Below are 24,632 nucleotides of genomic sequence, written 5' to 3'. Positions count from 1 at the left end.
GCAGATTGCGCAGTTGGTGCCGCATGCCGCCATGGGGCTCAGCTGACCGCGGGCTGGCTGCACGAATGCCTGCCGGGGCTGAGGGTTTGTCCCCGTGCCTGGCAGGTGCCATTGGGCCGCCGTCTCGCTTAGGCTTGTCACCTGTTTGTAATGGAATGTTTCGGAAAGGGCGCATGGCCCGGCAAGCATTCCGCGAAGCGCAGCAAACCGCAGGAGACAACATGCAGCTCGACAATATCCGCGTTTCTCGCAAACTTTGGTTTGCGTTTTTGGGGTTGATGTTGGCCATGGCCGTGGTGTCGGGCTTGGCGCAAAACCGCAGCAACACTGCCATGTCGCGCGCCATTGACGCCGTGGCCGACATCGATGGGCGCCTGGCCTCGGTCATCCGCTGGCGTGGTGCCACCGGTACGGCCAATTTGATGGTGCATGGCATCGCCATCACCACCGACGAGGCGCTGGAGAAGCAATACGGCGCGCAACTCAAAGAGGCCATCGCCGGGATCGGGAAGATCCAGGAGGGCATCAGTGCCGGTATCTCCGACCCGGCGGACAAAGCTGCCATGGACAAGATCCAGGAAATCCGCAAACGCGTGCTGGCCGGTGTTGGCAAGATCCGCGAGCTGCGCGGGGCGGGTGATATCGCCGCTTCGCAGCGCTTTGCCAAGGAGGAGTTCACCGCGCTGATCAACCAGTACGAAGGCGCGCAAGACGAGTTCATCGCCCTGCTGGAACGCCGCCGCGACGCGGTGCGTGAAGACGCCACCACCCAGCGCATCCGCGCCGGGGTCATCGGTGCCATCACGGCGTTGCTGGTGTTTGGCGTGGGCACGCTGCTGGCCTGGTGGCTGGTGCGTTCCATCACCGCGCCGCTGCAGCAAGCGGTAGACACCGCCAACGCCATCGCCGCAGGCGACCTCACCCGTGAGCTGCAATCGGGCCGCAAAGACGAACTCGGCCAAATGCTGCGCGCCCTCTCGGACATGTCCACCCGCCTGCGCGGCGTGGTGAGCGAAGTGCGCCAGGGCGTGGACTCCGTCTCCAGCGCCTCGGTACAGATCGCCAACGGCAACCACGACCTCTCGGCCCGCACCGAACAAACCGCCGCCAACCTCGAAGAAACCGCATCGAGCATGGAAGAGCTCACAGCCACCGTCACCCAATCGGCCGACACCGCCCGCCAGGCCAACCAGCTCGCAGGCACCGCCGCCCAGGCCGCAGCCCGTGGCGGAGAAGTGGTGGGCCAGGTGGTTACCAGCATGCAGCAGATCACCGAAAGCAGCCGCAAGATCAGCGACATCATCGGCGTCATTGACGGCATTGCCTTCCAGACCAACATCCTGGCGCTGAACGCAGCGGTGGAAGCCGCCCGGGCCGGAGAACAAGGCCGAGGCTTTGCCGTGGTGGCCAGCGAAGTACGCAGCCTGGCCGGGCGCAGCGCCGAAGCCGCCAAGGAAATCAAAGCCCTCATCGGCAAATCGGTCGAAAACGTCGAAAGCGGCTCCGAACAAGTCACCCAGGCAGGCAAAAGCATGGACGAAATCGTCGCCAGCGTGCGCCGCGTGAGCGACCTCATTGGAGAAATCACGGCATCGTCCACCGAACAACGCGACGGCATCGGCCAAGTCAACCAAGCCGTGGCCAACCTGGACCAGATGACCCAGCAAAACGCCGCGCTGGTGGAGGAATCCACGGCAGCCGCTGCCTCCATGCGCGACCAGGCGCAGCGGCTGGCCGAAGTGGTGAGCGTCTTCAACGTGGGCGCCAGCACCCGCGCGAGCGCCCCGGCCCCCCGGGCCGCCCCTGCCCAACGCTTTGCCCCGGCCCCCGCCCGGGCCGCAGTGGCGGGCAGCAAGGCGGCGCCAGCGGCCAAGCTCACCAGCAGCGCCAAGGCACCCGCCAAGGCCAAGGCCCCAGCGCCTGCGGCGGCCAAGGGCAATGACGATGAGTGGGAGAGCTTCTGAGGCTGCGGGGCAAGGGCTTGCTATTGAAGTGATAGCTTCTAGCGCTTACAGATAAAGCGCTAGGGATCCTCTGCACGAATCGAGCGGAAAGTGTGCGCTGCGGATCGGGATGGGCTGCAAGGCGCAAAGCGCAGCAATAGCTGTAGCTATTGCGAGCATTTGCAACGCGGCAGACCGCCCGAGGCCGCAGATGCACACGGCGCGGTGATTTGTGCAGAGGATCCCTAGAGCCTGTTTTTGCTATGAAATGGCCGCACGGGCCCAGCGCCTGCCTTGCCCGGCCAGCCAGGGCGATAAACTTTGCCCATGCAAGTCGCCCTGGCCCAACTCTCTACCCACCTCCAACGGGCCCTGTCGCCGCTTTACGTGCTGCACGGCGACGAGCCCTTGTTGCAGCAGGAAGCCGCAGACGCCATCCGCGCCACCGCCCGTGCCCAGGGCTACACCGAGCGCAGCAGCTACACCGTGGCCGGGGCCCACTTTGACTGGAGCGCCGTGCTGGCCGCAGGCGGCTCACTCAGCCTGTTTGCCGACAAACAGATCGTTGAAATCCGCATCCCCTCGGGCAAGCCTGGCAAAGACGGCAGCGTGGCCCTGCAGCACGTGGCCGAATCGGCCCGGGGCAACGACAGCACGCTCACCATCGTCATGCTGCCGCGCCTTGATAAAGCCACCAAAACCGGTGCCTGGTTTGCCGCGCTGGAGGGCAATGGCACATCGATCCAGATCGACCCCATCGAGCGCGGCATGCTGCCGCAATGGATTGCCCAGCGCCTGGCCCAGCAAGGCCAGCGCGTGGTGGCGGGCGAGGAAGGCCAGCGCACGCTGCAGTTTTTTGCCGATCGTGTGGAAGGCAACCTGCTGGCCGCGCACCAGGAGATCCAGAAACTGGCTTTGTTGCACCCGGCGGGTGAACTGACCCAAGCCCAGGTCGAAGCCGCTGTGCTCAACGTGGCGCGCTACGACGTGTTCAAGCTGTCTGAATCGGTGCTGGCCGGGCAAACCGCCCGCGTGCAGCGCATGCTCGACGGCCTGCAGGCCGAGGGCGAGGCCGAAGTGCTGGTGCACTGGGCGCTGGCCGAAGACATCCGCGCCCTCAAGCGCGTGAAAGACGCGATGAACGCCGGCCGCCCCTTGCCCATGGCGCTGCGCGAGAACCGCATCTGGGGCCCCAAGGAGCGGCTGTTTGAACGCATCCTGCCCAAGGCCAGCGACGCCGCTTTGGCTCGCCTGCTGCAGTCGGCCCACACGGTGGACGGCATTGTCAAAGGCCTCAAGCAGCCCGACTGGCCTCAAGACGGCTGGCAGGCCCTGCAGCGCCTGGCCTTTCAGCTGTGCCGCCTGACCAGCGCGGCACGGTGATGGCGGCCGCTGCTGCCTCCCAGCCACTGCCGCAGGGCTCCCCGCCTTTGCGCCTGCCCAACGACGACGCCACCAACGGCTGGTCCGCCATCCTGCCCCCGCGCACGCCGCGCCCTGCGCTGCAGGGCGAGGTGGTGGCCGACTGGCTGGTGCTGGGCGCGGGCTTTGCGGGCCTGGCCGCCGCGCGCCGCCTGGCCGAGCTGCGCCCCCACGCCCACATCGTGGTGGTGGATGCAGGCACCGTGGGCAAAAACGCCTCGGGCCGCAACTCGGGCTTTGCTATTGATGTGCCGCACAACATTGGTAGCTCGCTCGAAGAACTGCGACAGGCCGCGCACTACCAAGCGTTGCTCACGGCGGGCATGAACGACCTGGAGCTGCTGGTGGCGCAGCACCGCATCGACTGCCAATGGCGCCGCGCCGGCAAGTACCACTGCGCCGTGTCGCCCGCGGCCGAGCGCACGCTGCAGCACCATGTGCAGGAGCTGCGCGCCCTGGGTGCGCCGCACGAATTGCTGGACCGCAACGCCCTGGCCGCGCGCCTGGGCACCCGCTACTTTGCCGCCGGGCTCTACACGCCGGGCACCGTGCTGCTCAACCCCGCCGCGCTGTGCCGGGGCCTGGCCGATGCGCTGCCCGCCAACGTCAGCCTGCACGAGCAAACGCCCGTGCAGCGGCTGGACCTGTCCAGCGGCAAGGTGGTGGCGCACACCCCGCAGGGCCGTGTGTGTGCGCCGCAACTGTTGCTGGCGGCCAATGGGTTTGCGCAGCAGCTGGGGCTGTTCGGCAGCGCCTGGGGGGCGGAGACGTTTCCGCTGGTCACCTTTGGCTCGCTGACTGCGCCACTCACGCCTGAGCAGCGCAGCCGCCTGGGCGCGCCCGAGGGTTGGGGCGTGACGCCCGCCAGCGCCATCACGGGGGCCACGCTGCGCTACACGGACGATCACCGCATTCTGGTGCGCCAGGGCTTTGAATATGCGCCGCAGTTCCGCGTCAGCCCTGCGGTGCGCGAGCGGGTGCGGCGCGAGCATGCGGCTGTGTTTGCGGCGCGTTTTCCGCAGCTGGCCGATGTGGCGTTGGAGCATTTTTGGGAAGGCTCGATTGCCATCACCCGCAATGGCGCACCGCGCTGGGGGCGGCTGGCGCCGCAGGTGCATGGCGTCGCCGGATGCAATGGGGCGGGGGTGGTGAAGTTCACTGCGCTGGGGGCGTTGGCGGCGGATTTGGCGCTGGGGCAGGACCACCCGTTGCTCGCGCATGCTTTGGCGTTGGGCGGGCCGACGCGCATGCCGCCCCAGCCGTTCATGGGGCTGGGGGTGCGGGCTTATATTGCGCGGGAGAAGTGGTTGGGGCGGGCGGAGGTTTGATGAGTTTTTGGCTGCTAGCGCTTGTGGGTTAAGCGCTGGCAGCTATGAAATTGGTAGTGGTTGCCCTTGTTTCTTGTCCCTCGGTCACACCCCATCCGTTCGGGCTGGGCTCGTCTAAGTTTGGGCGCTCCGCCCAGACATCGTCGTAGGTCGGGTTAGCCCGCAAGGGCGTAACCCGACGCCCCCGTTGGAGGCGGAGTTGATGTCGGGTTACGCTGCGCTAACCCGACCTACACGGTTGGGTGATTTGACGCATGGTTTTCAACTTAAAACTCCGATGCGTTCAGGCCAAACTTCTTCCCGATGCCTGCCACCTTGGGAACAAGATCAAACCGTACTGATGATGAATAGCTTATGACCGCACATTGTTCATACAGCTCTAGAACAAACGGACGAGCAACTTCATCTGACCCAAATACCGCCTCAATCTCATTTTTGAAATCATTGATATCTGCATGACCAATGGCCGGATGGTGGCCGTGCGTCGCAAAACTTTCGGTGATATCTCCGAACTTCAATTTCGCTTGTTTTCGCTTCGCAGGCGTATCAAAGGCTTCTGACCAGCGCCACAAGAGTAGGTTATGGTTCATCGTGCAATGACGTCTAGCGTGCCTTGGGCTTTTTCTACCCACACCGTTAAGTTCGCCACCAGGTCTTTTTGGCTGAAGGAGCAGCTTTCTTCCGAGAACAAGGCGCTCGATTCAAGCCTGTCCAGCAGGTTCAGCAGCACCTCGCTGTAGCGCGGGGGCAGGGCGGTGAGCAAGGTGGTTTGCTGGCGGGCCAGGGTGCTCAGGGCGGCGGCGGTGTGGTCGCCGCGTTCAAAGGCTTGCAGGGCTTGGGCCAGGGTGGTGAGCTGGGCTGATGCGGTGTCGGTCATGGTGGTGCGGTGGTGTGCAACGGGGCAGGGCGCAAGGGTAAAGCCAACTGCGGCAAAATCGCAGGATGAATGCTCTCAACGTCGCTGAATACACGCACACCCTCGGTCTCCAGGCAAAAACGGCCTCTGCGCTGATGGCGAAAGCGCCGGCAGCTATCAAAAACAAAGCATTGCTGGCCCTGGCCCGTTTGCTGCGCGAGCAGACCGAGGCGCTGCAGGTGGACAACGCCCGCGATCTGGACCGCGCCCGCGCTGCGGGTTTGGCCGAGCCGATGGTGGACCGCTTGAAGCTCAGCCCCAAGGTGCTGGAGACCTGCGCCCAGGGCTGCGAACAACTGGCCGCCATGGCCGATGTCATCGGTGAAATCATCGGCATGAAGCAGCAGCCCAGCGGCATCCGCGTGGGGCAGATGCGGGTGCCGATTGGCGTGTTCGGCATGATTTACGAGAGCCGCCCCAACGTGACCATCGAGGCCGCGTCCTTGAGCATCAAGAGCGGCAACGCTTGCATCTTGCGCGGTGGTTCCGAAGCCATTGATTCCAACCGGGCCCTCGCCAAGCTGGTGCAGCAGGCGCTGGCTGAGGCGGGTCTGCCGCAAGACGCGGTGCAACTGGTGCAGACCACCGACCGCGAGGCCGTGGGCCAGCTCATTGCCATGCCGCAGTTTGTGGATGTGATCATCCCGCGCGGCGGCAAGGGGCTGATCGAGCGCATCAGCCGCGATGCCAAGGTGCCCGTGATCAAGCACCTGGACGGCAACTGCCACACCTATGTGGACGACCCCTGCGACATCGCGATGGCCGTCAAGGTGGCCGACAACGCCAAGACCAACAAGTACAGCCCCTGCAACGCGAGCGAAGGCCTGCTGGTGGCGCGTGGCGTGGCGGCAGATTTTCTGCCCCAGATCGGCGCTGTGTATGCCGCCAAGGGCGTGGAGATGCGCGGCTGCCCCGAGTCGCTGGCCATCTTGCAATCGGTGGCTGGTGCCAAGCTGGTGCCTGCTACGGAGCAGGACTGGAGCGAGGAATACCTGGCCCCCATCATCAGCGTGAAGGTGGTGGCGGGTGTGGATGAAGCCATTGCGCACATCAACCACTATTCCAGCCACCACACCGATGCCATCCTGACGCGCGACCACATGCACGCCCAGCAGTTCCTGCGCGAGGTGGATTCGGCCAGCGTGATGGTGAATGCCAGCACACGCTTTGCCGATGGCTTTGAGTTTGGGCTGGGGGCGGAAATCGGTATCAGCACCGACAAGTTCCACGCGCGCGGGCCGGTGGGCATTGAGGGCCTGACTTCGCTCAAGTACGTGGTGCTGGGCGAAGGCGAAGTGCGCGCCTGAGCGGCGCTGGGCCGCTGTGTGCATTTACTCCTTTTTTGATAGCTGCTTGCGCTTATCTATCAAGCGCTAGCGGCCTTTTTGCCTCAATCGCTGACCCCTCATGAAAATCATCATCCTCGGGGCGGGCCGTGTGGGCGAGAGCGTGGCCGACAGCCTGGTGTCCGAGCGCAACGACATCACCGTCATCGACACCGATGCCGAGCGCCTGCGCGATCTGGAGTCGCGCTTTGACCTGCGCGGTGTGGTGGGCAACGGCATCGAGCCCGCTGTGCTGGCCGAGGCCGGGGCGCGCGACACCGACCTGCTGATCGCCTGCGCGGCGCAGGACGAGACCAACCTGGTGTGCTGCAAGATTGCGCAGCTGCTGTTCAACGTGCCCACCCGCATTGCGCGGGTGCGCTCCACGGGGCTGGAGGGCGATGCGCGCCTGCTGGGCGCCGAGGGTTTTGCGGTGGACCGCATCATCTGCCCCGAAGAATCGCTCACGCGCTACATCGGCAAGCTCATTGACTACCCCGAGGCCATGCAGGTGCGTGAGTTTGCGGGCGGGCGCGCTTGCCTGGTGTCCGTGCGCGCGCGCCACGGGGCGCCGATGGTGGGCGGCACCATTGCCGCGCTGCGCGCCAGTGCGCCCGAGGTGGCGGTGCGGCTGGTGGCCATCTACCGCCGCTTTCCTGACGAGCCCGATCGCTTTGTGGCCTGCGCGGGCGACACGCGCATTGAGCCCGGCGACGAGGTGTTTGTGCTGGCGGCGCAGGAGCACATTGCGCATGTGCTGTCGGCCCTGCACCGGCGCGATGCGCGCCATGCGCACCCCGTGCGCCGCATCATGATTGCCGGAGGCGGGCGTGTGGGCCTGCGCCTGGCGCAGCAGCTGGGCCAGCAAGAGGGGCGGTTTCACCTCAAGGTCATCGAGTCGGACCCGCAGCGCTGCGTGGAGCTGGCCTCGGTGCTGCCGCACGACGTGCTGGTGCTTCAGGGCGACACCACCGATGAAGACCTGCTGGGCGACGAAGGCGTGGAAGAGGTGGACCTCTTCCTGGCCGTGACCGATGACGATGAGGACAACATCATGTCCTGCCTGCTGGCCAAGCGCATGGGCGCGCAGCGGGTGCTGGCGCTCATCAACCGCCGCAGCTACGCCGATTTGATGCACGGCACACAGATCGACATTGCACTGTCGCCCGCGCAGGCGATGCTGGGTGAGCTGCTGGCCTTTGTGCGCCAGGGCGATGTGCAGGCCGTGCACAGCCTGCGCCGAGGCGTGGCCGAGGCGCTGGAGATCGTGGTGCGCGGCGACCGCAGGAGTTCGCGCGTGGTGGGCCGCAAGGTGAGCGAGCTGCACCTGCCGCGCGATGTGCACATCGGCCTCATCGTGCGGGGCTTGCCGGACGCCACGGCGCCTGCGGGCGAGGGCGGCGCGGTGCTGCCTGAGCCGCAGGTGATCATCCCGCGCAGCGCCACGGTGCTGGAGAGCAACGACCATGTGGTCTTCTTCCTGCCGCACAAGCGCCTGGTGCGCGAGGTGGAAAAGCTCTTTCGCGTGAGTGCGACGTTTTTCTGACGCAGTGGGGCGACGACCATGACGGACATGTTTCCCGTCCTGCGCGTGCTGGGCATTTTGGTGATGATCTTTGCGTCGTCCCTGGCCCTGCCCACGGCCGTGTCGTGGTGGATGCAGGACGGCATCTGGTTTGTGTACCCGCTGTCCATGGCCGCCACGGCGTTTGCCGGAGGCTGGCTGTGGTGGAGCTTTCGCGTCTTCCGGCGCGAGCTGCAGCCGCGCCACGGGGTGATGCTGGTCTCGCTGGTGTGGCTGCTGCTGCCCTTGTTTGCCGCGCTGCCGCTGATGCTGGCGGGGCATTTCATCGGGCGGCCGCTGTCGTTCACGCACGCGTACTTTGAGGCGGTGTCGGGCCTCACGACCACTGGCTCCACGGTGATGAGCGGGCTGGACGCGTTGCCGGTGTCCGTCAACATCTGGCGCACCTTTTTGCAGTGGCTGGGCGGCATGGGCATTTTGATTTTGGCGGTGGCCGTGCTGCCGCTGCTGGGCGTGGGCGGCAGCCAGCTCTTCAAGGCCGAGGCCGCCGGGCCGGTGAAGGACGCCAAGCTCACGCCGCGCATGACCGGCACCGCCAAGGGGCTGTGGGGCGTGTATGCGCTGTTCTCGGTGGCCTGCGCGCTGGCCTACTGGCTGGGCGGCATGGCGCCGCTGGATGCGGTGATGCACATGTTCACCACGGTGAGCCTGGGTGGCTTGTCGCCGTACGACGCGAGCTTTGGGCACTTTCAGTCGCCGCTGCTCGAAGCCATTGCCATCGTTTTCATGCTCGTGGCCAGCTGCAACTTTGCGCTGTACTTTGTGGCCCTGCGCAAGGGCGACTGGCGCGGCTTTTGGCGCGACCCGGAGCTGCGCGCCACGCTGGGCACGCTGGTCGGCGGCGGGCTGGTGGTGTCGCTGCTGCTGTGGGCCAAGGGGGTGTACGAGCCGCTGGCCGCCCTGCGGCACGGCATGTTCAACACCGTGTCGCTGGCCACTACCACGGGCTACGCCACGGTGGACTACCTGGGCTGGCCGGTGTTTGCCCCGGTGCTGATGCTGCTCATGTCGGGCGTGGCCACCAGTGCGGGCTCCACCGGCTGCGGCATCAAGATGGTGCGCATGCTCATTTTGGTCAAGCAGGCCCGCCGCGAGATGACGCGGCTGGTGCACCCGCGCGCGGTGCAGCCGGTGCGCCTGGGCGATGCGGTGGTGGACAACCGGGTGATCTTCTCGGTGCTGGCTTTCATGCTGGTGTACGGCGCCACGGTGATCGGCCTGAGCATGGTGCTGCTGCTGACCGACCTGGACCCGTTGACCGCGTTTTCTGCCGTGCTGGCCAGCGTGAACTGTGCGGGGCCGGGGCTGGGCAGCGTGGGGCCTGCGTCCAACTTTGCGGTGCTGACGGATTTTCAGATCTGGGTGTGCACGCTGGCCATGCTGTTGGGGCGGCTGGAGATTTTGAGCTTCATGGCGGTGCTCACCCCCGCGTTCTGGCGGCGTTGATCGCTGGCGGCAAGGCGCACCATTTTTTTGTACTGCGCGCCAGGGGTTGGCATTGCGAAAGCGGCGGGCGTCCCCATATCCCGAAATCCCACCTCCCTACAATCGGTTTCAACTGTGTCCCCCGAGGGCTTTTATGGTTCCGCATCTCATCACGGCCCTCACCGGGCCGATCAACGAGCTTGAACAGCGCATTCTGGATTCCATGCCCGCCATCGAGCGCTGGTTTCGCCTGGAGTGGATGGAGCACACGCCCCCGTTCTATACCTCGGTGGACATCCGCAACGCGGGCTTCAAGCTGGCCCCGGTGGACACCAACCTGTTTCCTGGCGGCTGGAACAACCTGACCAAGGAAATGCTGCCGCTGGCGGTGCAGGCGGCCATGGCGGCCATCGAGAAGATCTGCCCCGAGGCGCGCAACCTGCTGATCATTCCGGAGAATCACACGCGCAACACCTTCTACCTGGCCAATGTGGTGCAGCTGCAGCGCATCTTCAACATGGCGGGCCTGAATGTGCGGGTGGGCTCCATCAGCCCGGAGATCAAGAAATCCACGCTGATTGAGTTGCCCAACGGCGATTCGGTGACGCTGGAGCCCGTGGTGCGCAACAAGGGGCGCTTGGGGCTCAAGAACTTTGACCCCTGCACCATCTTGCTCAACAACGACCTCTCGGCCGGTGCCCCGGGCATTCTGGAAGACCTGCATGAGCAGTATTTGCTGCCGCCCCTGCACGCCGGCTGGAGCGTGCGCAAGAAGAGCACGCACTTCAAGAACTACGAAGAGGTGGCCAAGCGCTTTGGCAAGATGCTGGGCATCGACCCTTGGCTCGTGAATCCGATGTACAGCCAGTGCAGTGGGCTCAACTTTGCCGAAGACTCGGGCATGGACGCACTGCAGGCGTCAGTGGATGCGCTGCTGACCAAGGTGCGCCGCAAGTACAAGGAATACGGCATCAACGAAAAGCCGTTTGTGGTGGTCAAGCCGGACAACGGCACCTATGGCATGGGCATCATGACGGTGCGCGACGCCAAGGAGCTGGATGCGCTCAACCGCAAGACCAAGAACAAGATGGCTGTCATCAAAGACGGCCAGACGGTTTCGGACGTGATCATCCAGGAAGGCGTGCTGACCCAGGAGCGGGTGAACGATGCCGTGGCCGAGCCCGTGGTCTACATGATGGACCGCTACGTGGTGGGCGGCTTCTACCGCATGCACGCTGAGCGCGGCGTGGACGAAAACCTCAATTCCCCAGGCGCCAGCTTTGTGCCGCTGGCCTTTGAGCACAGCACGCACATGCCCCAGCCTGGCGTGCGCCCTGGGGTGAGCGCACCCAACCGCTTCTATATGTATGGGGTGGTGGCCCGCCTGGCCATGCTGGCGGCCAGCTACGAGCTGGAGGCCACCGACCCGGATGCCGAGGTTTACGACTGACGCTGGGGTGTGAAGGAGCCGCTGCGGCGTGCCCGCTTCAAATGCTTGCCATTGTTTGACGGCAGGCGCCAGGGGGCAGTTGCTGCGGTGCAACATCTGGATACGCCTTGATGGGGGGCGTAGCCATGCAGCGCAAAATAGCGCTCTCCCAAATTATGGAACCCTGTCCGGCGCACGAGTGCGGCGGGGTCGCTCCAGTGCAAAGCTCTTCCAAATCCTCGCTCGCAGCCCTGACGCTGGGCGCGATCGGCGTCGTTTATGGCGATATCGGCACCAGCGTGCTGTACGCAGTCAAAGAGGTGTTCGGCTCGGGGCATGTGCCCTTCACGCACGAAAACATCTACGGCATCCTCTCGATTTTCTTCTGGACCCTCACGGTCATCGTCTCGCTGAAGTACGTGGTGCTGGTGCTGCGGGCCGACAACAACGGCGAAGGCGGGCTGATCGCCATGCTGGCCCTGGCTTCGCAAGCGGTCAAAGACAAGCCCAAGCTGCGCGGTGTGCTGCTGGCGGTGGGGATTTTTGGCACTTCGCTGTTCTACGGGGATGGGGTGATCACACCGGCCATCTCGGTGCTGTCTGCGGTCGAGGGGCTGGAGGTGGTCTCTCCCCACTTCAAGCAGTACGTCATCCCCATCACCCTGGTCGTGTTGTTTGGCCTGTTTGCCGTGCAAAAGCGGGGCACCGGCGGTATTGGCAAGTTCTTCGGCCCCATCACGCTGGTTTGGTTTTTGACACTGGCGGTCTTGGGGGTCTTCCATATCCAGGGGCACCCTGAAATTCTGTGGGCCATGAGCCCGCACCACGCGCTGCTGTTCATGTGGCACCAGCCAGGCACCAGCTTCATCATCTTAGGCGCCGTGGTTTTGTGCGTGACCGGTGCCGAGGCGCTGTATGCCGACTTGGGGCATTTTGGCAAACGTCCCATCCGCCTGGCTTGGTTCAGCGTGGCCATGCCTTCGCTCACGCTCAACTACTTTGGCCAGGGCGCTCTGCTGCTGGCCGAGCCAGAGGCCGTCAAAAACCCCTTCTTCATGATGGCGCCCGATTGGGCTTTGATCCCCCTGGTGGGCTTGGCTACGTTGGCCACGGTCATTGCATCGCAGGCCTTGATCACCGGGGCCTTCAGTGTGACCAAGCAGGTCATTCAGCTGGGGTACTTGCCGCGCCTGAACATCCAGCACACCAGCGTGCGCGACACGGGCCAGATCTACATGCCGCTGGTGAACTGGGGCCTGTTTGTGGCCATTGTGCTGGCGGTGGTGATGTTCCGCTCGTCGAGCAATCTGGCAGCGGCCTACGGTATCGCGGTGACGCTGGACATGCTGATCACCACCACGCTGACGTTTTTCGTGATCCGATACGGATGGGGTTACCCGCTGGCGCTGTGCGTGGCGGCCACGGGATGTTTCTTCATGGTGGATTTGGCGTTCTTCGCGTCCAACCTGCTCAAGCTGCTGCAGGGCGGCTGGTTCCCGCTGATGATTGGTGGCGCGGTGTTTACGCTGATGATGACCTGGAAAGAGGGCCGCCGCCTGCTCAATGAGAAGCTGCGTGCAGACGCGATTGACCTCAAGGACTTTCTGGAGTCCGTGTTCATCAGCCCGCCCACCCGGGTGGATGGGACGGCCATCTTTTTGACGGCCGAGCCTGGTGCGGTGCCCAATGCACTGTTGCACAACCTCAAGCACAACAAGGTGTTGCACCAGCAAAACCTGTTTGTGACGGTGCGCAACCATGAGGTGCCCTGGATTGGTTTGGACAAGCGGCTGCAGGTGGAGTCGCTGGGGCACGATTGCTGGCAGGTGGTGGTGCATTACGGCTTTAAAAATGACCCCGACCTGCCCCGGGCGCTGGAGGCGCTGCGTGGGCGGGGCTGCGATGTGGAGCCCATGACCACCAGCTATTTCCTGTCGCGCGATACCGTCATCCCCACCATTGGCAGCGGCATGGCCCACTGGCGCGAAAAGCTCTTTGCCCAGATGCACCACAACGCCAGCGGCGCCGCCGACTTCCTGCACCTGCCCAACAACTCGGTGGTGGAGTTGGGCTCCAAAATCGAAATCTGACACCGTTTGCCTCGGTCCTCCGGCTGTCGGGCCGGGTGGTCCGCAGCGGGGTGCCAGAATGCGCCCCCATGCAATTTTTCAAAGATATCAGCCTGTCGGCCTTTGTCGCAGGCTTTGTGGCCGTGCTGGTGGGCTTCACCAGTTCGGTCGCCATCGTGTTTCAAGCGGCCCAAGGCTTTGGAGCAACGCCTGCCCAAATCACCTCCTGGATCTGGGCCCTCGGCCTGGGGATGGGCCTGTGTTCATTGCTTCCCTCGCTTGTTCTGCGCAAACCGGTGATGGTGGCGTGGTCTACCCCTGGCGCCGCAGTGCTGGCGACTGCAGGCGTGGCGGGTGGTTTCTCCATGGGCGAGGCGGTGGGTGCGTTCATGGTGTGCTCGGTGCTGGTGGTCTTGGTGGGTGTCACCGGCCTGCTGGAGCGTGTGGCCGATCGCATTCCTTCAGAAATTGCCTCGGCTTTGTTGGCCGGGGTATTGACCCGGTTTGGCATCCAGACCTTTGCGGCGCTGCAGACCGCGCTGCCTCTTGTCTTGCTCATGGTGGGTTCCTATCTGGTGGCACGCCGTTTGTTGCCGCGCTATGCCGTGGTGATCACGCTGGCGGCGGCCATCGCCTGGGTGGCGGCTTCGGGGCAGGTGGCGTGGTCCATGGGGCCGATGCAACTGGCCATGCCCGTGCTTGTTGCCCCGCAATGGAGTGTGGCGGCTGCTGTGAGCCTGGCGATTCCTTTGTTTGTGGTCACCATGGCATCGCAGAACCTGCCGGGTATTGCGGTGATCAAGGCCTCCGGCTATGAGCTGCCTGTGTCCAAACTTATCACTCTGACTGGTGTTGTGTCTCTTCTGCTGGCGCCTTTTGGGGCGTTCGCGTTGAACTTCAGTGCCATCACGGCAGCCATCTGCATGGGGCCGGAGGCGCATGAGGACCGCAAGCGGCGCTACACGGCTGCGGCCTCGTGTGGCGCGCTCTATCTGGTGATCGGCTTGTTTGGTGCCGTGGTCACCGGAGTGCTCACTTCCTTCCCCAAGGAACTCGTGGTGGCCATTGCGGGGATTGCCTTGTTGAGCACGATTGGCAATGGGCTGGCGTCTTCGTTGAAGAACGAGACCCACAGAGAGGCGGCGTTGATTACGTTTCTGGTCACGCTCAGCGGCGTTACCTTGATGGGGATCGGTTCTGCCTTCTGGGGTGTGGTCGCCGGCAGCTTTGCGCTATTTGTGCAACAGTATGGGCGTTCTACCTCAAGCGCTATGGGTTCGTGAATTGCCCTTGGGGTTCGTGCCTGGTCTTCTGACGCGACCCGGCCTTGCCCGCCCTCTGTGGGGTGCTGCGTTGTCCCTCTTCATTTTTGAGCCACCATGAAATTCCTGTTCATTGCTGACCCGCTGGAAAACTTCAAGATCTATAAAGACACCACCTTTGCCATGATGCGGGAGGCGCAGCGGCGGGGCCACAGCCTGGCAGTCTGTGAGCCAAGGCATGTGGGTTGGGTGCGTGGCGGCCAAGTCACGGCCCAGGTGCGGCACATCACGCTGACGGGTGACAAGGATGCCTGGTTCTCTGTGAAGTCGGAGGAAACAGTTGCTTTGGCGGGGTTTGGTGCGGTCTTGATGCGCAAAGACCCGCCTTTCGACAGCGAATACTTCTATGCAACGCACATGCTGGAGCAGGCGGAGCGTGAGGGCGCCAAAGTGTTTAACAAGCCGCGCGCTTTGCGGGACCACCCCGAGAAGCTGGCGATCATGGAGTTTCCGCAGTTCATCGGCCCCACGATCGTGACGCGAGACGCCGCTGAAATCCGCCGTTTTCATGCTGAGCATGAAGACATCATTCTCAAGCCCCTGGATGGCATGGGCGGTATGGGGATCTTCCGGGTGGGGCCTGATGGGCTGAACCTGGGTAGCATCACCGAGACGCTGAACCGTGATGGGGCGCAAAGCGTCATGGTCCAGAAGTTTTTGCCGGAAATCGCAGCAGGCGACAAACGGGTGCTGATCATTGGCGGCAAGCCTGTGCCTTTCTGCCTAGCGCGCATTCCCCAGGGGGGCGAAGTGCGCGGCAACCTGGCCGCCGGTGGCAAGGGAGTTGCACAGCCCCTGGCGGCCAGAGACCGGGAAATCGCTGAGGCGCTGGGTCCTGTCCTGCAGTCTCGTGGGCTGTTGCTGGCTGGCGTGGATGTGATCGGTGATTGCGTGACAGAAATCAATGTCACCAGTCCCACCTGTTTCCAGGAGATATTCGACCAAACGGGCTGCGACGTAGCGAGCCTCTATATAGATGCCTTGGAAGCAGCCTTGGCATAAAGTCCAAGGGCAGGTAATACGTTTGTTTAAAAACCTTCGTTTGCTTGATTTGTGCTCTAAAACGGTGCTATGATCGAGGGCTTCGCTACTGAGACGGTTTAGATTGTTAGGGTAGCGAAGGGGGTTGCAGAAAGTTGGGTTTTTGTTGTCGGCGGGTTAAAAACTGTTGTACAATCTAAGGCTGCGCTAAATGCGGTAGTTGTTCTGAAAAGGGTAATTGCTGCAAACTGCAAAGACCCTCAAGTTTGACGGGACTTTAAAACCTGTGCTAGAATTCAAGGCTCAGCTGATTGCAGCTAAGTCGGGAAAGCAAAGAAAACTTCGGTTGCTTTGTGATCCGGTTCATTAAAAATATACAGCCGATAAGCGTGGGCGTTTGATGGCGAGTGCCAAGTTCTTTGGAACTAGTGCTTAGCACTACAAACGCTCATGAGAATAGAAGTGAAGTTCACTTCAATTCCGTTTTTATGAGTTAAGTCGAAAGACTTTAAATTTATCAAGATCGAACTGTAGAGTTTGATCCTGGCTCAGATTGAACGCTGGCGGCATGCCTTACACATGCAAGTCGAACGGTAACAGGTCTTCGGATGCTGACGAGTGGCGAACGGGTGAGTAATACATCGGAACGTGCCCGATCGTGGGGGATAACGAAGCGAAAGCTTTGCTAATACCGCATAAGATCCAAGGATGAAAGCAGGGGACCGCAAGGCCTTGCGCGAACGGAGCGGCCGATGGCAGATTAGGTAGTTGGTGGGATAAAAGCTTACCAAGCCGACGATCTGTAGCTGGTCTGAGAGGACGACCAGCCACACTGGGACTGAGACACGGCCCAGACTCCTACGGGAGGCAGCAGTGGGGAATTTTGGACAATGGGCGAAAGCCTGATCCAGCCATGCCGCGTGCAGGATGAAGGCCTTCGGGTTGTAAACTGCTTTTGTACGGAACGAAAAGACTCTGGTTAATACCTGGGGTCCATGACGGTACCGTAAGAATAAGCACCGGCTAACTACGTGCCAGCAGCCGCGGTAATACGTAGGGTGCAAGCGTTAATCGGAATTACTGGGCGTAAAGCGTGCGCAGGCGGTTATATAAGACAGATGTGAAATCCCCGGGCTCAACCTGGGAACTGCATTTGTGACTGTATAGCTAGAGTACGGTAGAGGGGGATGGAATTCCGCGTGTAGCAGTGAAATGCGTAGATATGCGGAGGAACACCGATGGCGAAGGCAATCCCCTGGACCTGTACTGACGCTCATGCACGAAAGCGTGGGGAGCAAACAGGATTAGATACCCTGGTAGTCCACGCCCTAAACGATGTCAACTGGTTGTTGGGTCTTCACTGACTCAGTAACGAAGCTAACGCGTGAAGTTGACCGCCTGGGGAGTACGGCCGCAAGGTTGAAACTCAAAGGAATTGACGGGGACCCGCACAAGCGGTGGATGATGTGGTTTAATTCGATGCAACGCGAAAAACCTTACCCACCTTTGACATGTATGGAATCCTTTAGAGATAGAGGAGTGCTCGAAAGAGAGCCATAACACAGGTGCTGCATGGCTGTCGTCAGCTCGTGTCGTGAGATGTTGGGTTAAGTCCCGCAACGAGCGCAACCCTTGCCATTAGTTGCTACGAAAGGGCACTCTAATGGGACTGCCGGTGACAAACCGGAGGAAGGTGGGGATGACGTCAAGTCCTCATGGCCCTTATAGGTGGGGCTACACACGTCATACAATGGCTGGTACAGAGGGTTGCCAACCCGCGAGGGGGAGCTAATCCCATAAAGCCAGTCGTAGTCCGGATCGCAGTCTGCAACTCGACTGCGTGAAGTCGGAATCGCTAGTAATCGCGGATCAGAATGTCGCGGTGAATACGTTCCCGGGTCTTGTACACACCGCCCGTCACACCATGGGAGCGGGTTCTGCCAGAAGTAGGTAGCCTAACCGTAAGGAGGGCGCTTACCACGGCAGGGTTCGTGACTGGGGTGAAGTCGTAACAAGGTAGCCGTATCGGAAGGTGCGGCTGGATCACCTCCTTTCTGGAAAACTGCATTCAATATTGAACGCCCACACTTATCGGTTGTTGGAACAAGCTGCTGACTTGCGAAGTCATTCGCAAGAAGGCGGAATGGGTCTGTAGCTCAGCTGGTTAGAGCACTGTGTTGATAACGCAGGGGTCGTTGGTTCGAGCCCAACTAGACCCACCATATTCCAATAGACGGATACGTGAGAGGAAACTGGGGGATTAGCTCAGCTGGGAGAGCACCTGCTTTGCAAGCAGGGGGTCGTCGGTTCGATCCCGTCATCCTCCACCACCAACAAGCATCGGACTTCAACACCAAAGCGGCTTTGCAAAAGGCCACTTTGTTGTTGATCAATATCGATTGATCAATCGGCTGTTCTTTAAAAATTCATAGAGTCGAATCAGAGTTGTCAGAGGAAACTGTACATTCGTAAAGGTTTAGTGCAGACCGTGCCTCTGATGACAATTTTTTGATTGCGTCAAAACGAATATTCAATAAGCGAAAGCTGATTGAAATTCAGTAATGACGAATGTTCTCAGATGAAAGGTAGAAATACCTAGAGTCGAGGAATTATTCACATTACGGCATAACGCGTCAGGTGAAAGACCTGGCAAGTCCTTGAAAATAATGGCGATATCTCGAAAGAGATGTCAAAGTTATAGGGTCAAGTGACTAAGAGCATGTGGTGGATGCCTTGGCGATTACAGGCGACGAAAGACGTGATAGCCTGCGATAAGCTTCGGGGAGCTGGCAAATAAGCTTTGATCCGGAGATTTCTGAATGGGGAAACCCACCTCGCAAGAGGTATCGCATACTGAATACATAGGTATGCGAAGCGAACCGGGTGAACTGAAACATCTCAGTAGCTCGAGGAAAAGACATCAACCGAGATTCCGAAAGTAGTGGCGAGCGAAATCGGAAGAGCCTTCTAGTGATAGCACGACTGTTAGCAAAACGGAATGGAAAGTTCGGCCATAGCAGGTGATAGCCCTGTATGCGAAAACAGACGTGTGGTACTAAGTTAGAGAAAAGTAGGGCGGGACACGAGAAATCCTGTCTGAATATGGGGGGACCATCCTCCAAGGCTAAATACTCGTAATCGACCGATAGTGAACCAGTACCGTGAGGGAAAGGCGAAAAGAACCCCGGGAGGGGAGTGAAATAGATCCTGAAACCGCATGCTTACAAAAAGTAGGAGCCCGCAAGGGTGACTGCGTACCTTTTGTATAATGGGTCAGCGACTTACATTCAGTGGCAAGGTTAACCGAATAGGGAAGCCGTAGAGAAATCGAGTCCGAATAGGGCGAATCAGTCGCTGGGTGTAGACCCGAAACCAAGTGATCTATCCATGGCCAGGATGAAGGTGCCGTAACAGGTACTGGAGGTCCGAACCCACTAGTGTTGCAAAACTAGGGGATGAGCTGTGGATAGGGGTGAAAGGCTAAACAAACTTGGAAATAGCTGGTTCTCTCCGAAAACTATTTAGGTAGTGCCTCAAGTATTACCGTCGGGGGTAGAGCACTGTTTAGGCTAGGGGGTCATGGCGACTTACCAAACCTATGCAAACTCCGAATACCGACGAGTACAGCTTGGGAGACAGAGCACCGGGTGCTAACGTCCGGACTCAAGAGGGAAACAACCCAGACCGCCAGCTAAGGTCCCTAAAATTGGCTAAGTGGGAAACGAAGTGGGAAGGCTAAAACAGTCAGGATGTTGGCTTAGAAGCAGCCATCATTTAAAGAAAGCGTAATAGCTCACTGATCGAGTCGTCCTGCGCGGAAGATGTAACGGGGCTAAGCCAGTTACCGAAGCTGCGGATGTGCAATTTATTGCACGTGGTAGGAGAGCGTTCTGTAGGCCTGTGAAGGTGTCTGGTAACGGATGCTGGAGGTATCAGAAGTGCGAATGCTGACATGAGTAGCGTTAAAGGGGGTGAAAAGCCCCCTCGCCGTAAGCGCAAGGTTTTCTACGCAACGTTCATCGGCGTAGAGTGAGTCGGCCCCTAAGGCGAGGCAGAGATGCGTAGCTGATGGGAAACAGGTCAATATTCCTGTACCGATCAATAGTGCGATGTGGGGACGGAGAAGGTTAGCTCAGCCAACTGTTGGATATGTTGGTTCAAGCCTGTAGTCGTGCCTGGTAGGCAAATCCGCCGGGCTTAGATGAGGGGTGATAACGAGTCTGCTTGCAGACGAAGTGAGTGATACCCTGCTTCCAGGAAAAGCCACTAAGCTTCAGCTATTGACGACCGTACCGCAAACCGACACTGGTGCGCGAGATGAGTATTCTAAGGCGCTTGAGAGAACTCAGGAGAAGGAACTCGGCAAATTGATACCGTAACTTCGGGAGAAGGTATGCCCCAAGTAGGTGAACTCGTACAGAGGGAGCCCAAAGGGGTTGCAAAAAATCGGTGGCTGCGACTGTTTAATAAAAACACAGCACTCTGCAAACACGAAAGTGGACGTATAGGGTGTGACGCCTGCCCGGTGCTGGAAGATTAAATGATGGGGTGCAAGCTCTTGATTGAAGTCCCAGTAAACGGCGGCCGTAACTATAACGGTCCTAAGGTAGCGAAATTCCTTGTCGGGTAAGTTCCGACCTGCACGAATGGCGTAACGATGGCCACACTGTCTCCTCCTGAGACTCAGCGAAGTTGAAATGTTTGTGATGATGCAATCTCCCCGCGGAAAGACGGAAAGACCCCATGAACCTTTACTGTAGCTTTGTATTGGACTTTGAACAGATCTGTGTAGGATAGGTGGGAGGCTTTGAAGTGAGGACGCTAGTTCTCATGGAGCCAACGTTGAAATACCACCCTGGTGTGTTTGAGGTTCTAACCTAGGTCCATTATCTGGATCGGGGACAGTGCATGGTAGGCAGTTTGACTGGGGCGGTCTCCTCCCAAAGCGTAACGGAGGAGTTCGAAGGTACGCTAGTTACGGTCGGACATCGTGACGATAGTGCAATGGCATAAGCGTGCTTAACTGCGAGACTGACAAGTCGAGCAGATGCGAAAGCAGGACATAGTGATCCGGTGGTTCTGTATGGAAGGGCCATCGCTCAACGGATAAAAGGTACTCTGGGGATAACAGGCTGATACCGCCCAAGAGTTCATATCGACGGCGGTGTTTGGCACCTCGATGTCGGCTCATCTCATCCTGGGGCTGTAGCCGGTCCCAAGGGTATGGCTGTTCGCCATTTAAAGAGGTACGTGAGCTGGGTTTAAAACGTCGTGAGACAGTTTGGTCCCTATCTTCCGTGGGCGCTGCAGATTTGAGGAAGCCTGCTCCTAGTACGAGAGGACCGGAGTGGACACACCTCTGGTGTATCGGTTGTCACGCCAGTGGCATTGCCGAGTAGCTAAGTGTGGAAGAGATAACCGCTGAAAGCATCTAAGCGGGAAACTCGTTTCAAGATGAGATCTGCCGGGGCCTTGAGCCCCCTAAAGAGTCGTTCAAGACCAGGACGTTGATAGGTCAGGTGTGGAAGCGCAGTAATGCGTTAAGCTAACTGATACTAATTGCTCGTGAGGCTTGACCCTATAACTTTGATAGCCAACGCTCAAGCAGTCATGCTTGTGTGAAAAGCTCAAAGATTGTTATGCCAAGTTGACGCAGTCAAAACACATAAAATCTGATTCCAAACTCTATGAATTCGCTAGGCTGTTCCATGAACAGCCCAGCACCAAGTTATGCCTGATGACCATAGCAAGTTGGTACCACTCCTTCCCATCCCGAACAGGACAGTGAAACGACTTTGCGCCGATGATAGTGCGGGTTCCCGTGTGAAAGTAGGTCATCGTCAGGCTCTTATAGCCCCAATACCCCCCAGTCCATAAGGATTGGGGGGTTTTGCGTTTGGGGCTATCGAAACGAACACTATCCCCAACCTCGGATGGAGAGAAACTAGCCTTGCTCTAGTGGCGGCTGCTGTTCGAGTATCCGGCGCCTTCGCTTTTGATGCCTGCGCGCGCCAGTAAGCCAGATCGCCTGTTCTGCGCGCTCGTTGTGTCAGGACTGCGGACAGTTCAATCAGCTCCGCCTCACCCCATCAGCAAAAACAGCCAATTCACCAGAGTTGAAGGCGGTCCAGCGCTCGTTGTTGGTCAGCGGCGCAGTGACGATGATGGCTACGCGGTCCGTGGGTTGTGTTTCTTTGGCGAAGTCAATGCGTACATCTTCGTCAGACAGTTGTGCCTCGCTGAAGGGGTGGTGGCGTTCGATGTAATGAAGCTGGGTTGTGGCGTGGGCCCACAAGGCCTCGCCGTTGGAGAGCAAGCAATTGAAAGTTCCATGGGGCGCAATGTAGCGTGTGAGCTCTTTGAGAGTCAGTGTGAGTTCGTCAATCGGTGGCAAGCAGGCATGTGACTTGGCCAACTCCTGCATTAGCCAGCAAAAAACATGTTCGCTGTCGGTGTTGCCCACGGGATGGAAATGGGTGTGCAACCGGGGGCGGAAGTCTTTCAAATCGCCGTTGTGGGCAAACACCCAATAGCGCCCCCACAGCTCGCGCACGAAAGGGTGGCAGTTTTGCAGTGCGACCACGCCCTGGGTGGCCTTGCGGATGTGGGCAATGACGTTGCGGCTCTGGATGGGATAACGCCGAATCAGGTCTGCAATCGGTGAATCTACCGCAGGCAGATGGTCCACAAAGTGCCTGAGGCCCCGATCTTCAAAAAATGCGATGCCCCAGCCGTCGGAGTGGTCGGCCGTGTTGCCGCCCCGTTGGGCAAAGCCCTTGAAACTGAAGGTCACGTCCGTGGGCGTGTTGGAGTTCATTCCCAGCAGTTGACACATGATGAGCGCGATTAAATGTTAGTTTGCAGATTTTGGGCCGGCTGCGGGTTTTTCTCGCAATTGCCACGCGGCCACCATGGCGATCAGGCACAGCGCGGCCAGCATGAGGAAGGTCTCTCCGAAGGCTGCAATCCTTTGGGGATTGCTGGGCCCCAGCGACAAGGATGCGCCATGGGCGGCGATGCGCCACTCCAGAACAATGCCGCACAGGCTCACGCCAGCTGCGCCACCGAGCATGCGCACAAAGCCAATAGCGCTGGAGCCTTGGGAAATCAGCGCCTTGTCCAGCGGGCGCATGGCTCCCAGGTTGAGCGAGGGAAGAATGAAGCCCAGGCCGATGCGCCCAAGGATGGCGAATGCGATAAGCATCCACAGCGTGGACTGCAAGCCGATCAGTAGCATGAGCGCGAACGAGGCGGCTAGCAGTGCCAGGCCCGCACTGACCAGGACATGGGTGGGATGGCGGTCTGCCAAGCGGCCTACCCAGGCAATGGTGATGGCCAAAACAATGCCTGCCGGCAGCATCAACGTGCCCACGTGCGAGGGAGTGAGCTCCAGCCCAAGTTGCATGAACACCGGCAGCAGATAGGTGGAGCCAAACAGGGCGGTGCCGTAGATAAAGGCCACGATGCTGCCCATCGCAAATTGGCGAAATTGGAAGAGCCGTAAATCCATCAAAGGCTTTTTTCCCAAGCGCGCCATGCGCTTTTGCCAGGCAATGAACCCGAAAAAGGCTCCCACCGCCACCAGCAGCAAGACACCCGCTTCCGCGCCCGTGCCGCCATGCAGCGACACCAGCCCGTTGAGCAAGCACAAGGTCCCCACTGTGCCCAGTAGCAGGCCGCGCCAGTCCAGCCCTTCACCGGATCGATTGGCGGGGACTCCCCCCGGGGCTGTCATGGGCACAAACCGGTAGGCCAGCCAGATGGAGGCCAGGCACAGTGGCACCACCATGAAGAAGATGGAGCGCCAGCCGAACCAGTCGACCAGCAGGCCGCCAATGCTGGGGCCGATCGCTGGGGCCAGCACCACTCCCATGCCAAAGATACCGCTGGCGCGGCCTTGTTCATGGGGCTGAAATGCATAAAGAATGATGACGGCAGGAATGGGCTGCACGACCCCTGCGGCCAGGCCTTCTGCCACGCGGGCCAGCAAGACCAGGCCAAAATTCTGTGCCAACCCACCCCCTACGCCACCGAGCAGCAGGATGAGCATGGCGCCCACATACGTAGCCCGGTACCCATAGCGTGCCAGCAGCCACGGGGTGGTCAGCATGGACACGGTGGTGGCGACCATGAAGCCAGAGGTCACCCATTGGGCGCGCTCTTGCCCCAACGTGAAGTAATGGCTCATGTCCGGGATGGCCACATTCACAATGGTGGACGACATGATGGAGGCCATGGTGCCCACCATCACCGAAAGCAGCAGCAACCACCGATAGCGTTGGCCGTAGCGTTCTTGCAATACGGCCAGCGAGCCGGATGGTTGCGTGCCCATGGAAATGCCGGTCAGGGTGGGGTTAGCTGCGCTCAGTCCACAGCGTGCCGCCGGTGGCCCAGTTTTCCCGCTTCACATCGGTGATGAGAATGTCGACCGACTCGGGCGAGCCGCCCAGGATTTCGACCGAGACGCGGGTGATTTCTGCGACGAGCTTTTTCTTCTGCTCGATCGTGCGGCCTTCCATCATTTCGATGTGATAGGTGGGCATGGGGGGAGTCCTTTCGGGTTTAAAACGCTAAAGACCCATCATATCGGCGTGGTCCGTGCCTAGTGCCCACTCGGGTTTGCCTTGGCTAGCCCGCCACCCTGTGGCGGGTGGGCCCGGGTGGCGCAGGCGGGGCACAGGCAGGCCCTGCCTTGCGAAGCTTGGGGGATGGCCTGCAATGCCGTGGGCTCAATGGGGGTCGCGGTGCACCAGCACGCCTCAATGCCCAGCCCCGCTTCCATGGCGCACTGGTTGCTTTGGCCGCACAGGGGGCACGACGATGGGTCTGGGGTCACGGCGTTCAATCAGGATGAGGGGGCAGAGGGCTCGTGCAGTGTAGGGGGCTG

At 60.4% G+C, this 24,632-nt stretch carries 16 protein-coding genes, 2 tRNA genes and 3 rRNA genes; 15 read left to right on the top strand and 6 right to left on the bottom strand.

What is annotated here, in order from left to right; all coding sequences use genetic code 11:
- Positions 1–221: 221 nt before the first annotated feature.
- The 3 genes from CLU88_RS13085 to CLU88_RS13075 all read left to right on the top strand — a co-directional run bounded on the left by CLU88_RS13085 (position 222) and on the right by CLU88_RS13075 (position 4,693).
- A complete protein-coding gene (locus CLU88_RS13085) occupies positions 222–1,964 on the top strand; it encodes a methyl-accepting chemotaxis protein (protein WP_099658850.1) in 1,743 nt (580 codons plus the stop codon).
- 306 nt (positions 1,965–2,270) lie between these two features.
- The gene (gene holA, locus CLU88_RS13080) at positions 2,271–3,326 is read left to right on the top strand and encodes a DNA polymerase III subunit delta (RefSeq protein ID WP_099656965.1); all 1,056 of its coding nucleotides are present in this window, start codon (positions 2,271–2,273) and stop codon (positions 3,324–3,326) included.
- On the top strand, positions 3,299–4,693 hold the full coding sequence (locus CLU88_RS13075) for an FAD-binding oxidoreductase (protein ID WP_233205461.1): 1,395 nt from the start codon (positions 3,299–3,301) through the stop codon (positions 4,691–4,693). Before holA ends, CLU88_RS13075 begins: the two co-directional genes overlap by 28 nt.
- Positions 4,694–4,959: 266 nt before the next feature.
- Here CLU88_RS13075 and CLU88_RS22820 read toward each other — a convergent pair whose 3' ends face one another.
- Complete coding sequence (locus CLU88_RS22820; protein WP_143226001.1) at positions 4,960–5,283, bottom strand: hypothetical protein; 324 nt, start codon at positions 5,281–5,283, stop codon at positions 4,960–4,962.
- Entirely contained in the window at positions 5,280–5,570 is a 291-nt protein-coding gene (locus tag CLU88_RS13070; RefSeq protein WP_099656964.1) for a hypothetical protein, read from the bottom strand. The genes CLU88_RS22820 and CLU88_RS13070 overlap by 4 nt, the downstream gene beginning before the upstream one ends.
- A 65-nt stretch (positions 5,571–5,635) precedes the next feature.
- Between CLU88_RS13070 and CLU88_RS13065 the strand changes: the two genes are divergently transcribed.
- The 12 genes from CLU88_RS13065 (at position 5,636) to rrf (ending at position 21,591) form a co-directional block, all read left to right on the top strand.
- Positions 5,636–6,916, top strand: a complete 1,281-nt coding sequence (locus tag CLU88_RS13065; RefSeq protein ID WP_099656963.1) for a glutamate-5-semialdehyde dehydrogenase — start codon at positions 5,636–5,638, stop codon at positions 6,914–6,916.
- 100 nt (positions 6,917–7,016) lie between these two features.
- Entirely contained in the window at positions 7,017–8,480 is a 1,464-nt protein-coding gene (trkA, locus tag CLU88_RS13060) for a Trk system potassium transporter TrkA (protein ID WP_099656962.1), read from the top strand.
- 18 nt (positions 8,481–8,498) lie between these two features.
- The gene (locus CLU88_RS13055; RefSeq protein WP_099656961.1) at positions 8,499–9,965 is read left to right on the top strand and encodes a TrkH family potassium uptake protein; all 1,467 of its coding nucleotides are present in this window, start codon (positions 8,499–8,501) and stop codon (positions 9,963–9,965) included.
- 133 nt (positions 9,966–10,098) lie between these two features.
- On the top strand, positions 10,099–11,394 hold the full coding sequence (gene gshA, locus CLU88_RS13050) for a glutamate--cysteine ligase (protein ID WP_099656960.1): 1,296 nt from the start codon (positions 10,099–10,101) through the stop codon (positions 11,392–11,394).
- Between the two features lie 155 nt (positions 11,395–11,549).
- Positions 11,550–13,463 carry a potassium transporter Kup gene (locus CLU88_RS13045; protein ID WP_099656959.1) on the top strand — a complete coding sequence of 638 codons (1,914 nt, stop codon included), beginning with the start codon at positions 11,550–11,552 and terminating at the stop codon, positions 13,461–13,463.
- A gap of 68 nt (positions 13,464–13,531) precedes the next feature.
- Positions 13,532–14,725, top strand: coding sequence for a benzoate/H(+) symporter BenE family transporter (locus CLU88_RS13040; RefSeq protein WP_099658848.1), 1,194 nt, complete (start codon positions 13,532–13,534; stop codon positions 14,723–14,725).
- Positions 14,726–14,821: 96 nt separating this feature from the next.
- A complete protein-coding gene (gene gshB / locus CLU88_RS13035; protein ID WP_099656958.1) occupies positions 14,822–15,766 on the top strand; it encodes a glutathione synthase in 945 nt (314 codons plus the stop codon).
- A gap of 504 nt (positions 15,767–16,270) precedes the next feature.
- Positions 16,271–17,799, top strand: a 16S ribosomal RNA gene (locus CLU88_RS13030).
- Positions 17,800–17,890: 91 nt separating this feature from the next.
- Positions 17,891–17,967 (top strand) — tRNA-Ile (locus tag CLU88_RS13025).
- A gap of 32 nt (positions 17,968–17,999) precedes the next feature.
- A tRNA-Ala gene (locus CLU88_RS13020) sits at positions 18,000–18,075 on the top strand.
- Positions 18,076–18,446: 371 nt separating this feature from the next.
- A 23S ribosomal RNA gene (locus CLU88_RS13015) occupies positions 18,447–21,325 on the top strand.
- A 153-nt stretch (positions 21,326–21,478) separates the two neighbouring features.
- Positions 21,479–21,591 (top strand): 5S ribosomal RNA (gene rrf, locus CLU88_RS13010).
- The 16S, 23S and 5S rRNA genes sit together here with 2 tRNA genes alongside, the layout of an rRNA operon.
- A gap of 224 nt (positions 21,592–21,815) precedes the next feature.
- Here the strand turns inward: rrf and CLU88_RS13005 are convergent.
- Genes CLU88_RS13005 through CLU88_RS12990 form a run of 4 tightly spaced genes read right to left on the bottom strand, consistent with a single transcriptional unit; the run spans position 21,816 to position 24,581 of the window.
- Positions 21,816–22,580: a class II glutamine amidotransferase gene (locus CLU88_RS13005; RefSeq protein ID WP_099656957.1), complete on the bottom strand. Its 765-nt coding sequence runs from the start codon at positions 22,578–22,580 to the stop codon at positions 21,816–21,818.
- Positions 22,581–22,598: 18 nt separating this feature from the next.
- On the bottom strand, positions 22,599–24,077 hold the full coding sequence (locus CLU88_RS13000) for an MFS transporter (RefSeq protein ID WP_099656956.1): 1,479 nt from the start codon (positions 24,075–24,077) through the stop codon (positions 22,599–22,601).
- A 22-nt stretch (positions 24,078–24,099) separates the two neighbouring features.
- Positions 24,100–24,288: a 4-oxalocrotonate tautomerase gene (locus CLU88_RS12995; RefSeq protein ID WP_092699432.1), complete on the bottom strand. Its 189-nt coding sequence runs from the start codon at positions 24,286–24,288 to the stop codon at positions 24,100–24,102.
- 59 nt (positions 24,289–24,347) lie between these two features.
- Positions 24,348–24,581: a cysteine-rich CWC family protein gene (locus tag CLU88_RS12990; RefSeq protein ID WP_304528993.1), complete on the bottom strand. Its 234-nt coding sequence runs from the start codon at positions 24,579–24,581 to the stop codon at positions 24,348–24,350.
- Between the last annotated feature and the right edge of the window lie 51 nt (positions 24,582–24,632).

This window comes from Acidovorax sp. 56 (genome assembly GCF_002749705.1).
GTDB lineage: Bacteria > Pseudomonadota > Gammaproteobacteria > Burkholderiales > Burkholderiaceae_C > Acidovorax.
This window is presented reverse-complemented; position numbering and strand designations above follow the sequence as displayed.